This is a genomic window from Nodosilinea sp. FACHB-141 (assembly GCF_014696135.1).
Lineage (GTDB): Bacteria > Cyanobacteriota > Cyanobacteriia > Phormidesmidales > Phormidesmidaceae > Nodosilinea.
Map to the genome: position 1 here is coordinate 604370 of NZ_JACJPP010000007.1, position 13433 is coordinate 617802.

Consider the following 13433-nt stretch of genomic DNA (forward strand, 5'->3'; position numbering starts at 1 on the left):
CAGCAAGGCTTCGGATCAGCGCTGTTGCTGGACGCCGCCGTGGTGCTCAGTCCATGCTCACTCGGGCAGGCCAGTGACTTTGCCTGATCCAGTGGTCACCTCGCCCACTAAATAGGCCTCGACCTGGTGCTCGGCCAACCATGCGAGGGCGCGATCGCTCTCCTGGGGAGGAACCACTAAAGCAAAGCCCAGGCCCATATTAAACGTGTTGTAGAGATCGGCGGCGGGCACCTGCCCTGCCTCGGCTAACCAGCTAAACACTGGGGGCACCGGCCAGCTGCCTTCTTGAATGTGAATGCTCTGATCTGGCCCCAAGCAGCGGGGCAGGTTTTCGGGCAGCCCACCACCAGTGATGTGGGCCATGCCGTGGATAGTGAGCCCTTCCCGGCGAGCTTTGAGTACGGGCTCTACGTAGATGCGCGTGGGGGTGAGAAAGACTTCCCCTAAGCTGTGATCGCCTAGAACCGGTACAGTTTCGTTCCAGCTATAGCCAGTGTTAGTGGTGTCTGTTCGCTGGCCCTCGGCCACTACCTTGCGCACTAGGCTAAAGCCGTTGCTATGCACACCGCTGCTGGCTAAGCCAATGATGCGATCGCCCACCTGCACCTGGCTGCCATCTAAAATTTGAGACTTCTCAACTACACCGACGCAGAACCCCGCTAGGTCGTATTCACCGGGGCCATAGAAGCCTGGCATCTCGGCAGTTTCGCCCCCCAACAGAGCACAGCCGGCCAGCCGGCAGCCGGTCACGATACCCTCTACCACCTCCGCTAGGGCCGCAGGCTCAAGCTTGCCTGTGGCCAAATAGTCGAGAAAAAATAGCGGTTCCGCTCCACTGGTAAGAATATCGTTGACGCACATGGCCACCAGATCGATGCCGACGGTGCTGTGGCGCTGGGTGATCTGGGCAATTTTGAGCTTGGTGCCCACTCCATCGGTGCCCGACACCAGCACGGGCTCACGGTAGCCGGCGGGCAGTTCGCAGAGGCCGCTGAAGCCTCCCAAGCCCCCTAACACCTCTGGACGGCGGGTGCTGTCTACCATGGTGCGAATGCGCTGCACAAAGCTACGCCCTGCCTCTACATCTACACCAGCATCCCGATAGTCCATGGGTTAATCTCCTGTGTGGCCAGTCTCTTACCTTAGAAACGGGGGTGAGCTTCGTCAATGGGCAAGGAAATCAGCAGCGGCGATCGCCTCAATTAATGCCCTCATGTTCTAATTTTTGGATCCAAAAAATTCTATTTTTGGAGCGGCTGTCTAAGGCGTTAGAGAGTTAATTCTGACCTCAATAGGGCATTGTCATCAAAGGCATTCGGTGACCAAAAGCACGTTAAGGGTTCTGACAACTTCACGTCTTCTTGATGGAACTCTGTCAAAACGGTGAATAGACTGATTAATCTTACATAACTCATTGACTCCATAGATAAATAATTTGAAAGTTGACCGAGATGGGTTCAAGCCCAGAAAACCCAGGTATGACGGCGGGTTGAGCCAGTTACTGCAGGTCAGCTACTTTTTTATTTTGTGACGAAGTGCTACGCCTGCCGGTAGATGCCCGGATTCGCAATGTCATCCGAACGTGCTAGGTTACATTTCGTCAAAAAAAGCCGAAGACCAATTTGCAACGAGTGTGGGATTTAAGGCAATTCCTGTGCTGCCTGTTCTGAGTCATTTTCCGTGACCAGGATCTATCCCCTGCTCTTCCTGCTGAATTCTTTTGGTGTAAATGAAACATCGCGTATTGGGCGGACTGACGGTTGCCGTCGCTGTGTCCGTCTTCGGAGCACCCTTGCCCACTCAAGCCCAGGATAGCGGCGATAACAGTCTCTCTCTGGAGCCAGAATCAAAGCATCATGCTGACGTTCTTCCTCAACCCCCTGAAGCAGGTTCGCCAGCGGACTCTGACCCTTCAACTCTTGAGCCTAGCCAACCTGAATCAGCGTTATTACTTCAACCCTCTGATTCCACCGACGACATTCTCGAGACAGCTACTGTCTTCCCCCACGCCCTCGACGCCCGCCCAGTCGTTTCTGCTCAACCTGACTCAGCGCTATCGCTTCAGCCCTCTGGCTCCACCAGCGATACGCTCGAGACAGCTACTGTCTTTTCCCACGCCCTAGACTCCCGTCAGGCAGCTACCGTCTATATTCGCTCAATTCCGGTTGTCACCTTGGTGGGCGGCGAGCTAGAAACTCTGAGTGCCGGCCTTGGCACCGTCGCCGTCGCCTCAGATGCCCAAGAGCCCCAGCACCGAGCCGAGACGGTTGTGTCTCGGCTACAGGAACTAACCGCTAACGGCAATGCTGACGCTATCGTGGCCCGTTGGGACAGCGATGATGAGTCATTTGTGGTGGCTTGGGGAGAAGAATCCTTAATCACCCTTGATGGCAAGACGATTTTGCCTGATACCACCGACAACCCTGGTGAAGACGCGCTCCAGATCGCCAATCGACTGCGGCGGCTGCTGGGCGATGCCCCTCCCCTGGCTAGCGTTGAGGGCCTACCTGAACCTTCGGCTCCCGACACCCGAGTTGGCATAGTAACCTCTACCCTCACCGGCATGGCCTCCTGGTATGGGCCTGGGTTTCACGGACGACGCAGCGCCAGCGGCGAAGTGTTTAACCAAAACGACTTGACGGCTGCCCACCGCACTTTGCCCTTCGGCACTAGAGTGCGGGTCACCAATGTATCTACGGGGCAGTCTGTGGTGGTGCGCATCAACGATCGCGGCCCCTTCAGCCACGGTCGGGTGATTGACCTCTCAGCCGCAGCGGCTAATAATATTGGCCTGAGAGCCAGTGGAGTGGCCCGGGTACAGCTAGAGGTATTGTCGGCCGAGTAGTTAATCTGACCAACTTTGCTGCTCTGGAGGTTGGTTCTCTGGGGGTTTAAGCTAGCCCTTTCCAGCTGAATTGGTGGAGAGGGCTTTTGATGGTGTGCCCTAGCCTTGGCGCTACAGAAGAGCTGAAGTAAAGTCATGGCAAGGCAGGGCACTGGCGATATGCTCATGACTTTAAATCTGGTACGGTATTACCTTTGGAGCGAGGTGGCCAGAAGTTCAGCTGTCACACACTCACGCAGTAGAAGGTAGGGGATTGTGCGAGTACTCAAGACGGTTGAAGGAGTAAAACGCTATCTTGGCCAAGCACGCCGCCAGCAGAACGCGGAGGACGGCGTTGCGGTAGGGCTGGTGCCGACCATGGGTAATCTGCACCGAGGCCATCTAAGCCTGATTGAACGGGCTCGGTTGGAGAACTCGGTGGTTGTGGTCAGCATTTTTGTGAATCCGCTGCAATTTGGTCCCCAAGAAGATTTAGCTCGTTACCCCCATACTCCCGAGCAAGACCTGCGTCTCTGCGAACAGGCTGGGGTCGATGCGGTGTTTATGCCCACTGTCACTGCCTTCTACGGCGCTGCTCAGCCCCATTCCGACGCTATGACTCGGGTGATGCCTTCAAAGGCGATGGTGGCAGTGCTGTGCGGCTCCCACCGGCCGGGACACTTTGAGGGGGTGGCGACGGTGGTAACTAAGTTGTTGAGTTTAGTGGCTCCCGATCGCGCCTACTTTGGCTATAAAGATGCTCAACAGTTGGCCATTCTCAAGCGCCTGGCCCACGACCTCAACTTGCCTAGCCAGCTGGTTGGTTGCCCTACGGTGCGCGAGGCGAGCGGCTTGGCTTTGAGCTCTCGCAACAGCTACTTGAGCGAGGTCGAGCGTCAGCAGGCGGCAGTTATCTACCGAGGGCTATTGGCAGCCCAACAGTGCTTCCAGGCTGGTGAGCGGCTGAGTTCGGCCCTAACAGCGGCTGTGGCTGCTGAGCTGGCCCAGGAGCCATCCCTGCATCCTCAATATGTAGAACTGGTGCATCCCGAAACCCTGCAACCTCTAGAGCGGGTGGAGACGCTGGGGATGCTGGCGGTGGCGGCTCACCTGGGTGCTACGAGGCTCATTGACAATATTTTGCTGCGCGATCGCCAGCCGATTGTGGCCATTGATGGGCCGGCCGGGGCCGGTAAGTCAACGGTGGCTCGCCAGGTAGCCCAACGGCTAAACCTGCTTTACCTCGACAGTGGCGCGATGTACCGGGCGGTGACCTGGCTGGTCCTAGAGCGCGGCATTGACGTGCAGGACGAGGTCGCGATCGCAGAACTCGTGCAGGACTGTGAAATCCGTCTAGAGGCCTCAGGTAATGACTCTGCCTTTGCTGCTTACCCCAGCCGCATCTGGCTCAACGGCCAGGAAGTCACCCAAGCTATTCGCAGCACGGCCGTCACGGCTGCGGTCTCGGCGGTGTCAGCCCAGCCCACGGTGCGCGAAGTTCTCCTGCGCCAGCAGCAGCAGTATGGCATTACCGGCGGTGTGGTCATGGAAGGTCGAGACATTGGCACCCAAGTGTTTCCCCAGGCGGAGCTGAAAGTTTTTCTCACCGCGTCGGTGGGTGAACGGGCTCGCCGCCGCCAGCGTGACCTCGCCGCCCAGGAGCAGCCAGCAGTGTCCCTTAGCGACCTGGAGCAAGCCATCGACGATCGCGATCGCAAGGACAGCAGTCGCCGAGTGTCGCCCCTGCGTCAGGCCGATGATGCGATCGCCCTCAACACCGATGGCCTCGCCATCGAAGATGTGGTGAACAAAATAGTCCAGCTATTTGAATCGAGGGTGGAGCGATGAGTAGATGGAGAGACGGGGAGATGAGGAAGATAAGGGAGGTGAGGAAGCTAGGGGAGTAACCTCAGCGTTTCTAGACAAAACCAAATTGTTCCACCTCCTCATCCCCTCACCGTCCTTATCTCCTCACTCCCATGCCCATCACTGGAACCACTCAAATCCTTGGCGTCATCGGCGATCCGGTTACCCACTCCCTGTCGCCGGTAATGCACAATGCCGCGCTGGCAGAACTCGGGGCCGACTACGTCTATGTGGCCTTTCCGGTGCTAGCAGAAGGGCTTGAAGCTGCGATCGCAGGCTTTGCCGCCACTGGGGTGCAGGGGTTCAGTATCACCATTCCTCACAAGCAGGCCATTCTGCCTCTGTTGGCAACGGTTACTGACGAAGCTCAGGCGGTAGGGGCAGTGAATACAGTGTGGCGCACCGAGCAGGGTTGGGCAGGCACTAACACTGACGTAGCCGGGTTTGTGGCCCCGCTCAAAGCATTCAGACCTTGGGCTGGATGCACGGCCTTAGTCTTGGGCAACGGTGGAGCAGCTAGGGCCGTAGTAGCGGGCTGTGCGCAGCTAGGGTTCGATGCGGTGCAAGTGGTGGGTCGCAGGGCCGAAGCTCTGGTTGCCTTTCAGCAGGGCTGGGTCAATTCGCCCCTGCAACCTCCGCTCACGGTTCATGCTTGGGAGGAGTTGCCCACCTTGCTGCCCACCGCCGATCTAATTGTCAACACCACTCCCCTCGGCATGCACACAACCGCTGGGCAAACGCCCTTGGCCGCAGAGGCTCTGGCTTTAGCTCCGTCCCATGCCGTAGTCTATGACTTGATCTATACGCCCAGGCCTACCCGCTTGCTTGCTCTGGCCGATCAGCGGGGGTTGTCCACCTTAGATGGATTAGAAATGCTGGTGCAGCAGGGGGCCGCCGCCCTGGAGATTTGGTTGAACTGCCCCGTGCCTGTAGACACGATGCGCCAAGCCTTAATTGATTGGTTGGAGCGGTAGCTAAATGTTTGAGGCAGCTTGCCTGCCGCGCAGAGCGGTTGGAGCATTTGAATTGTCTGCGTTATGTCGAGGCCAGAGGCGATCGCTTCTTTAAGGCAAAAAGGTTCTGCGATCGGTAACCATATCGTCAGCCCTGGCTAACTCATTCTCAAAGCCGTTGTGGGTGAGCAAGTGCTGAATGACCCCGGCAACAATCCTTTGCATGGCCGTGTCGTTGCCGCTGTGGTCGAGGGTAGCGGTGATGACATAGCGCTGGCCGCTCACCCTAACCGCTGTAGTGGTGCCCAGCACCTTAGAATTACGTCCAGTCTTTTCGCCCAGCCAGTCGACGGGGGAACGCACGGCCGCGTGGCCTAGATTGCGATCGCGCTGATTGGCCAAAGCTGCTTCTATCAAGTGGGCTCCCGCAAACTCCTGGTTGTAAATAGCCACCATCATGTCAGTTAGCTCGTCGGTGGTGATGACGTTGGGGGCGCTGCCGGCGTTGGCAGGGTAGGTCGTTTCCCCGACCAGCTTTTTGGTGACGCGGGTGGTTTGGTATCCCTGGCTACGCAGACTGTGATTGATGCTATGCCATCCCATGTAGTCAATCAGCTGGTTGGTGGCGATATTGCCGCTGGCGCTAATCATGTCGGCCATGATCTGCTCTAGGGGATATGCGGTTCTAACCCAAAGGGATCCGGCGTCCTCGGTCCAGTTGCTGGGACTAATCCAAATGGGCGTGCTGGGGGCAGTGCCCTCTTGGTGAAGCTTGGTCATGAGTGCGATCGCCACTGGTACTTTGATTAAGCTGGCAGAGCTAGCTGGCGGACGATTGCCCTGCCAGCGCCGACACTCTCGCTGCAGCGAGCACACGGTCAGACGTACCCGCGAAGCTAGGCCTGTCTGCTCGACAATGGGTTTTAGAGAAGCCGAGCGGGCTGTGTCGTAGTGGTAAGCGGCGGTCGCCCGCTGCTGCTCGTACTGCTGTTTTTGGGCTGCTGCTTGGGCTTCACCAAAAGTGTTGGGTGCGATCTGGTTCAGCGCCGCTACGGCTTTGTCCCAGTGGCTGTAGGCGACGGCTAGCTCCTTGGCGGGCAGGGCGGCAGGATCTCCTAGGGCGATCGCGGCGGCGGCAGCCTGCTCGGCTTGCTGCTGAAGCTGTCGGGCTGTCTCTTCTTGCCGTAGACGGTAGTTGATCGCCCCCAGCTGGTCTAAAAAAGCGGCAGGCGGTGGATCCACCGCTCCCATAATTGTGGGGTAACGGCTGAGTTCAACCCCCAAGCGATCGCGCAGACGATACAGCTCCGCTAAGGTATCAACCTTAGGCACGGCAACCGTAGCCTGAGAGTTTTGCTCAGGTGCCGCCACCGGGAACTTGGGCAGCGCCACATTGGCCATCAAAACACCCACTACCACTGTGGGCTTTAACACCTGCAACCAGACAGAATGCATCGATTCCCGCTCCTCATTACGGTATCGAGATTGCCTGGGGCAACCAGATATTACGAAACTTAAGCCCTTTTTGAGCCGAAAAAAGCCAGCTAAAGCACAAAAACTCGGTTTCTGGGCTTTAGGTGAGGGTTGATGCCAAATTTTGTTGTAAAAGCGCCTGCCAACTAGCGCTCAAGTCGTCCTCGCTGCGGTGGGCCTCCCAGGGGCCAGCATCGAAACCGCCAATACTCCACTGCCCGGTAATATGGTCACCGTCTTCAGACACTGTGCCTATATAGTCAATGGCCGCTTGCCCTCGGCCCAAATAGCGTTTAACAAACTGTACCCGGCGACCAACCACGGTGCCACTGAGTTGGGCTTCGCCCAGATAGCCGCTGTCGAGAATGCTGCCGCTCAGGGTGTTGCCCCCCTGCACCAGGGTGGCTTCAAAGCGGGTTGGGGTATCCCGCTGCCAGTAAGTGCCTAGCCACATGCCGCTCAAATCTGCCATTGCCCACCTTCATTCACAGCCTTACACGTACAATTTAAATAATGAGCAACCCTAGGAGTTTGTCCCATTTACACCCGTCCCCTGGCTCGACTGATCGAAGAATTCCAGCGGCTGCCGGGGGTTGGCCCCAAGTCGGCCCAGCGTCTAGCGCTACACGTTCTCAAGCGCCCCCAAACCGAAGTCCAAGCCTTGGCCCAAGCGCTCCTAGAGGCCAAAGCTCAGGTGGGGCAGTGCTCGGTGTGCTTTCATCTGTCAGCCGAGCCGGTGTGCGACATCTGCCGGGCTACCAACCGCGACCTTCAGACCCTTTGCGTCGTGGCCGACTCGCGAGACGTCATCGCCATTGAGAAAACCCGCGAATATCGAGGCCGTTACCACGTGCTGGGCGGCCTGATCTCACCGATGGATGGCATTGGCCCCGAACAGTTGAATATTGGTCCCCTGGTGCACCGGGTCAGCAAAGAAGGCACTCAGGAGGTGATTATGGCCATTAGTCCCAGTATTGAGGGTGACACTACCACTCTCTATGTGGGTCAGCTGCTGAAGCCCTTTACTCGGGTAACTCGCATTGCCTTTGGTCTGCCCATGGGGGGCGATTTAGAATATGCCGACGAGGTCACCTTGGCCCGCGCCCTAGAGGGGCGCCGAGATCTAGACTAGGCCAAGATTTGGCTAGGTCTTATACAATTCTGAACCTGTTTTGGGTTGCTCGGCCCGTAGGTTAGATTAGGGGTGATGAGCCCTTTGCCATGGGTTAAGTGTTTTAGGGCTTGCTGGGCGAAGGTGGTTCCAGGGCACTACCGCGATTGTTTACCGCCAGGCACCGATGGGAGTCTTTCTCTATTTTTTACGGCATGGCCAAACGGCCTATAGCCTCACGGGGGGCTACTGCGGCACGCCCGAAAACGACCCCGGCCTAACCTCCGAGGGAATGGCTATGGCCCAGGAGTTTGCCGAAACCTATGCCCATCTACCCTGGAGCGCCGCCTACGTCAGCCCTCTGCGGCGGGCGGTAGAGACGGCTCGTCCGCTGTGTGATGTGCTGAACTTAGAGATGCGGCTGCGCGACGGGCTGCGGGAGGTGATGTATGGTCGCTGGGAAGGCATGCACCCGACCGCCGTTGACCGCGATCACCACGACGAGTATGTGGCTTGGTTAACCGACCCGGCCTGGTATGCGCCGGTGGGGGGCGAACGCGCCGTAGATATCGCCCGCCGCTCGGCTCAGGTGCTCGACGAAATTGAGCGCACCCACCCCAGCGGACACATCTTGCTAGTGTCTCACAAGGCCACCATTCGCATTATGCTCTGCACTTTGCTGGGTATTGATGTGGGCCGCTACCGCGATCGCATGGATATGCCGGTTGCCGCCGTGAGCGTAGTTGAGCTGGGCTCACGGGGGCCGCTGTTTCACACCATTGCCGATCGCTCTCACCTGAGCGACCAGCTGCGATCGCTACCCTCCACCTGAGGTCAAGTGCCCTATGCCCCTGAGGCTTTACCTACTCCGCAACGCTGAAACCGAGTACTGCCGTACAGGTCGCTACTGTAGCCAAGATGGGGTAGCGCTGACGGCCCAGGGTCAGCAGATGGCCGACTATTTTGCCAAGGCCTACCACCACCTCGACTGGAGAGCGGTCTTTTGTAGCCCGCTTAGCCATGCTGCTGCCACCGTGCAGCCCCTGTGCCAAATCACGGGGCTGACGGTACAACGTCGCGAGCATTTGCGGGAACTGTCCTTTGGGCAGTGGGAAGGTATGGGTCCCGCCGAGGTCAACACTGCATTCCACGACGATTACATTCGTTGGCTGGCTGACCCTGCCTGGAATACGCCCACCGATGGCGAAAAGGCTATGCAGGTGGCCCGCCGCAGTTCTGATGTGCTGGCCGAAATTGAAGAGGCCTATCCCGACGGCAATGTGCTGATCGTGTCCCACAAGGCCACCCTGCGGATTATGTTGTGCACCTTGTTGGGGATTGATGTCGGGCGATATCGCGATCGCCTGGCCATGTCCGTCACCGCCGTATCGCTAGTGGAGCTGATGGAGTACGGCCCCTTTGTGCGCCAGCTGAACGACCGCGCCCACCTGCCTTTGCACCTGCGGCGTCCCTGGGCTGGCAATGGCTCTGACGGCTAAGGGCCGTGCCTAGATTGGTAGCTCTGTCTGTGGGTAGATGGCGTTGGCTATAGACCCTAAGGAGATTATTTATGGAGTGCGATTGCCCTGACTGCGATCGCTCCTGGTTTCAAACGCGCTGCGGTATTTATGGTATCTACTCGGTTTACTTCTATTCTTGTACCCGGCCTCATTCTGCTTGCCATGGGCAGCTGCGCCTCAGCCCCCAGCCCCACCGCCCCGCCTGCGACTGACACCGCCCAGGTTGAATCCACCGCCCCTGAGTCGCCACCTGCCGATGTAGTGGTGAACAACGTCGAGCCGGTCACAGTGGTAGAGGGTCTAGAGCATCCCTGGAGCATGGTCTGGCTACCTGACGGTGACATGCTAATTACCGAGCGTCCTGGACGTCTGCGCCGGGTCAGCAACGGTGTCCTAGACCCTACTCCCATCGCTGGGGTGCCTGAGGTATTGGCCTTTCGTCAGGGAGGACTACTCGACATTGCCCTGCACCCCGAGTTTGAAAACAATGGTTTTATCTACCTGGCCTACGCCGACGGCACTCAACAGGCCAACCGCACCCAGGTGGCCCGAGCGCGGCTAGAGGGCAACACCCTCACCGACTGGACGGTAATCTTCACCAACAACCGCGATAAATCAGATGGCCAACATTTTGGCTCACGCCTGCTGTGGCTGCCCGATGGCACTCTGTTGGTAGCCCTGGGCGATGGTGGTAATCCCCCCTTACGACTCGACGGTGAGCTGATTCGTAACCAGGCTCAAAACCGCCAAACTCTACTGGGCTCGGTGGTGCGTCTTACCGACGAGGGTGAGGCTCCTACCGACAATCCCTTTGTGAATGATTCGGGTGCCAACCCGTTGATTTGGAGCTACGGTCATCGCAATATTCAGGGTTTGGCCTTGGATCCTGAAACCAGCCAGGTGTGGTCTACAGAGCATGGCTCTCGGGGTGGGGATGAACTCAACCGCCTGGAGCCTGGCAAAAACTATGGCTGGCCAGTAGTGACCTATAGCGAGGAGTATTCGGGCGGTCCGGTTTCCACCGAGCGATCGCGTCCGGACATGGTCGATCCCCTCACCTACTGGACGCCCTCAATTGCACCCTCGGGGCTGGCGGTATACCGGGGCGATCGCTATCCCCAGTGGCGAGGGCAGCTGTTCGCCGGCGGGTTAGTCTCCCAAGATGTGCGCCGCATTGAGGTAGACGCCAATGGTGCCGTGGTCAATCAGGTTTCAATTCCCATTGGTCAGCGGGTGCGCGATGTGCGCCAGGGTCCCGACGGCTTTCTCTACGTCCTGACCGACGATCCCAACGGTCGTTTGGTCCGTCTAGAGCCAGCTTCGTAGCTCAGTCACCCCAAGACTGCATGAAATGCGAAAGGGCGCCCGTCTTGGAGCGCCCTTTCGCAAATTTGTAGCTGCCGCCCGAGCCTTGTGGCAAAGAAGTATTCGGCGATTGTGGCCACCTATCCAGGTTTGGCAGCGAATCAGTTAGCTTTGTTCTCGGTTAGCTCGCCAGGGCTACAAAGCTTGGTCTGGCGATTGATTGAGCGTGGTGCCAATTCGTACTTAAGCTTTTACAACAACCAAAAATCAAGGTTTGGGCGATCGCCAGGCACTGGCTATGGCGAGGCATTAACTTACGGACCCCGATGAATCTACCGTTACCTAATTGGATTATCTGAAAGCACAATGTCAGAACCCCCCACAAGATTAGGCAGCGTAGTCGAATACTGCGTCTAGGTATAGACGATTGATACGGCGATCGCTAATGCCGTTCTGCATCAAAAATAGTGACAGCGCCGCGCAGAACACCCGGTGTTGGCTCCACGATGGGTGGGTCTCTACATAGTCACGCATGGCCTCAAACAACTCCTCCGGCACCTCTACGCTGAGGCTGATTCTCGATGCCATAGTCGCCATTGATTGCTCACTCATTTCCACTTCCCCAATCTGAAATTAGACAGCAAAATACAGCCCCCACCAACTGTTTAACAGGCTGGATCCCTTGCTGGAAGGGAACTTAAAGCCTGTAGACGAGCTGGAACAGAAGCGCTGTGTAAGCTGGTCGCACCATTGTCACCAGAGGGCAGGGGGATGTCAATCTTGCCAACTACACCCTGATCCGCTATCCCCGATTTTTGGTAACGAGGTCTCAAGGGTTTCAGCGATCCCTGTCTAGGCGATTTGTAATTGCCAGCACACAAGCGATCTGATGTACCTGTGAAGAATCCTGATTTTCAGTTTTGGTCTCAATGACTACTCCGCCGTTAATTTCTGTGGAAAACTCCGTTAAATCTGGGGAAAACTCTGGGGAAAACCCCATAAGAAAAAAAAGAAAATATAAAATCCGGTAGGGTTTCAAATTTTTAATAGTTTAGGCAAGTAAAGCGTCAGCATGTTTTGCAGGTCTGAAGACTTAGGCTCTGAGGGCTGGCCATTATCTGGCGCTCTATTCATCTAACTGCAAGCGATCAATCAGCGCTAAGCGGCCAGAACCTTAACGATTGCAGCCTAGCCAGCACCGAATTCAAGCCCAGTTTGACTAGCTCAAGCCGTCGTCTTCGGGCCAGTCACCATCACTAGACTGCGAATCGAGACTATCGCCAGACCCATCTAGGTCGTGGCGTAGATAGTCAAGCCTTTGTTTCTGGTGGCGGCGTGACGGGCGACGATATTTTTTAGTCTGAAGCCTGGGCTCTTGGCGCTGCTGTCCCTGCTCTCCCATTCTGAGCTTGAGGGGGGCGTCAGGGTCACGCTGCTGCTGTTGGCCCTCCTGGTACTCAAGGGCTTCTTTCAGCAGGGTGAGGTAAAAGTCATAGCGAGACCAGTGGGGGTCCACAGCGCAGCCCGGCGCGTCCTGGTGTAGACAATCGTTGAATTGGCAAACACCCTCGGCTAGACGTGACCGAATTTCTGGAAAACACTGACCCAGGACTAGCGGGGTCAGTGCTAGATCGGGTTGGTTAAAGCCAGGGGTATCGGCTAAAAAACCGCCCCCCGGCAGCTCGAATAGCTCTACATGACGAGTGGTATGTCGGCCCCGCCCCAGCTTGCCAGACACCGCCCCTGTTCTCAAGCTAGCCTGAGGAATGAGCCAGTTGATTAAGCTTGATTTACCTACCCCAGAGGGCCCAGAGATGATGGTTGTGCGACCCTGTAGCCGAGGTAGCAGGGTTTGTACGGTCTCATCCTCTTGAAGACTGATCATCGTAGCTGGGTAGCCCCAGGCGTCTAGCTGCTCCTGCCAATAGCGACGGGTGGCGGTGCTAACTAGGTCCTGCTTGTTGAGACAGAGATAAACAGGCACCCCTGTCGATTCGGCTTTGACTAAGAACCGCCCAAGCTGCTGGGGATCAAGATCAGGCTCGGCTAGGGCAAAGACTAGCAAAATTTGATCAGCGTTGGCCACGGGTGGACGGTCCAACACTGATCGGCGGGGACCAACTGCAGCGATTGCGCCCCGTCCTCCGGCCCAGTCGACCGCCTCTACCTGCACGCGATCGCCCACCATCACCTGCTGACCGGTTTTTCTCAGTCGAGCCCGGCGAGTACATAGCAAAATCTGACCTGACTCGTCATTAAGCAGGTCACTGTTTTTGTCTAGTTTCACCCGATAGTAGTTGGCTTGTATGGCTACCACTAGGCCCCAGAGGCTTGCTCTCGGCTCAGCGAGTACTGTGTCATCAAACTCAGAAGGTGCCATC

Annotated in this window: 12 protein-coding genes; 7 read left to right on the forward strand and 5 right to left on the reverse strand. The window is 57.2% G+C overall.

Annotated elements, in window-relative coordinates:
* Window positions 1-57 precede the first annotated feature (57 nt).
* Complete coding sequence (purM, locus tag H6F59_RS06175; protein ID WP_190696477.1) at window positions 58-1110, reverse strand: phosphoribosylformylglycinamidine cyclo-ligase; 1053 nt, start codon at window positions 1108-1110, stop codon at window positions 58-60.
* 619 nt (window positions 1111-1729) lie between these two features.
* Here purM and H6F59_RS26130 point away from each other — a divergent pair.
* The 3 genes from H6F59_RS26130 (at window position 1730) to H6F59_RS06190 (ending at window position 5664) form a co-directional block, all read left to right on the forward strand.
* A complete protein-coding gene (locus H6F59_RS26130) occupies window positions 1730-2845 on the forward strand; it encodes a septal ring lytic transglycosylase RlpA family protein (protein WP_190696479.1) in 1116 nt (371 codons plus the stop codon).
* A 255-nt stretch (window positions 2846-3100) separates the two neighbouring features.
* Window positions 3101-4672, forward strand: a complete 1572-nt coding sequence (locus H6F59_RS06185) for a bifunctional pantoate--beta-alanine ligase/(d)CMP kinase (protein WP_190696481.1) — start codon at window positions 3101-3103, stop codon at window positions 4670-4672.
* 131 nt (window positions 4673-4803) lie between these two features.
* Window positions 4804-5664 carry a shikimate dehydrogenase gene (locus H6F59_RS06190; RefSeq protein WP_190696485.1) on the forward strand — a complete coding sequence of 287 codons (861 nt, stop codon included), beginning with the start codon at window positions 4804-4806 and terminating at the stop codon, window positions 5662-5664.
* Window positions 5665-5754: 90 nt separating this feature from the next.
* Here the strand turns inward: H6F59_RS06190 and H6F59_RS06195 are convergent, their stop codons facing one another.
* Together H6F59_RS06195 and H6F59_RS06200 are read right to left on the reverse strand one after the other, a co-directional pair.
* Window positions 5755-7098 carry a serine hydrolase gene (locus tag H6F59_RS06195; RefSeq protein ID WP_190696489.1) on the reverse strand — a complete coding sequence of 448 codons (1344 nt, stop codon included), beginning with the start codon at window positions 7096-7098 and terminating at the stop codon, window positions 5755-5757.
* Window positions 7099-7216: 118 nt separating this feature from the next.
* The gene (locus H6F59_RS06200) at window positions 7217-7588 is read right to left on the reverse strand and encodes a hypothetical protein (RefSeq protein WP_190696491.1); all 372 of its coding nucleotides are present in this window, start codon (window positions 7586-7588) and stop codon (window positions 7217-7219) included.
* 66 nt (window positions 7589-7654) lie between these two features.
* Between H6F59_RS06200 and recR the strand changes: the two genes are divergently transcribed.
* The 4 genes from recR (at window position 7655) to H6F59_RS06220 (ending at window position 11073) form a co-directional block, all read left to right on the forward strand.
* Window positions 7655-8248 carry a recombination mediator RecR gene (gene recR / locus H6F59_RS06205; RefSeq protein ID WP_190697227.1) on the forward strand — a complete coding sequence of 198 codons (594 nt, stop codon included), beginning with the start codon at window positions 7655-7657 and terminating at the stop codon, window positions 8246-8248.
* A gap of 166 nt (window positions 8249-8414) precedes the next feature.
* The gene (locus tag H6F59_RS06210) at window positions 8415-9059 is read left to right on the forward strand and encodes a histidine phosphatase family protein (RefSeq protein ID WP_190518490.1); all 645 of its coding nucleotides are present in this window, start codon (window positions 8415-8417) and stop codon (window positions 9057-9059) included.
* Between the two features lie 13 nt (window positions 9060-9072).
* Window positions 9073-9726: a histidine phosphatase family protein gene (locus H6F59_RS06215; protein ID WP_190696494.1), complete on the forward strand. Its 654-nt coding sequence runs from the start codon at window positions 9073-9075 to the stop codon at window positions 9724-9726.
* A gap of 129 nt (window positions 9727-9855) precedes the next feature.
* A complete protein-coding gene (locus tag H6F59_RS06220) occupies window positions 9856-11073 on the forward strand; it encodes a PQQ-dependent sugar dehydrogenase (RefSeq protein ID WP_190696497.1) in 1218 nt (405 codons plus the stop codon).
* 366 nt (window positions 11074-11439) lie between these two features.
* Here the strand turns inward: H6F59_RS06220 and H6F59_RS06225 are convergent, their stop codons facing one another.
* Together H6F59_RS06225 and rsgA are read right to left on the reverse strand one after the other, a co-directional pair.
* Entirely contained in the window at window positions 11440-11664 is a 225-nt protein-coding gene (locus H6F59_RS06225; protein ID WP_242021286.1) for a DUF2811 domain-containing protein, read from the reverse strand.
* A gap of 607 nt (window positions 11665-12271) precedes the next feature.
* Complete coding sequence (gene rsgA, locus H6F59_RS06230; protein WP_190696500.1) at window positions 12272-13432, reverse strand: small ribosomal subunit biogenesis GTPase RsgA; 1161 nt, start codon at window positions 13430-13432, stop codon at window positions 12272-12274.
* Window position 13433: the final 1 nt, after the last annotated feature.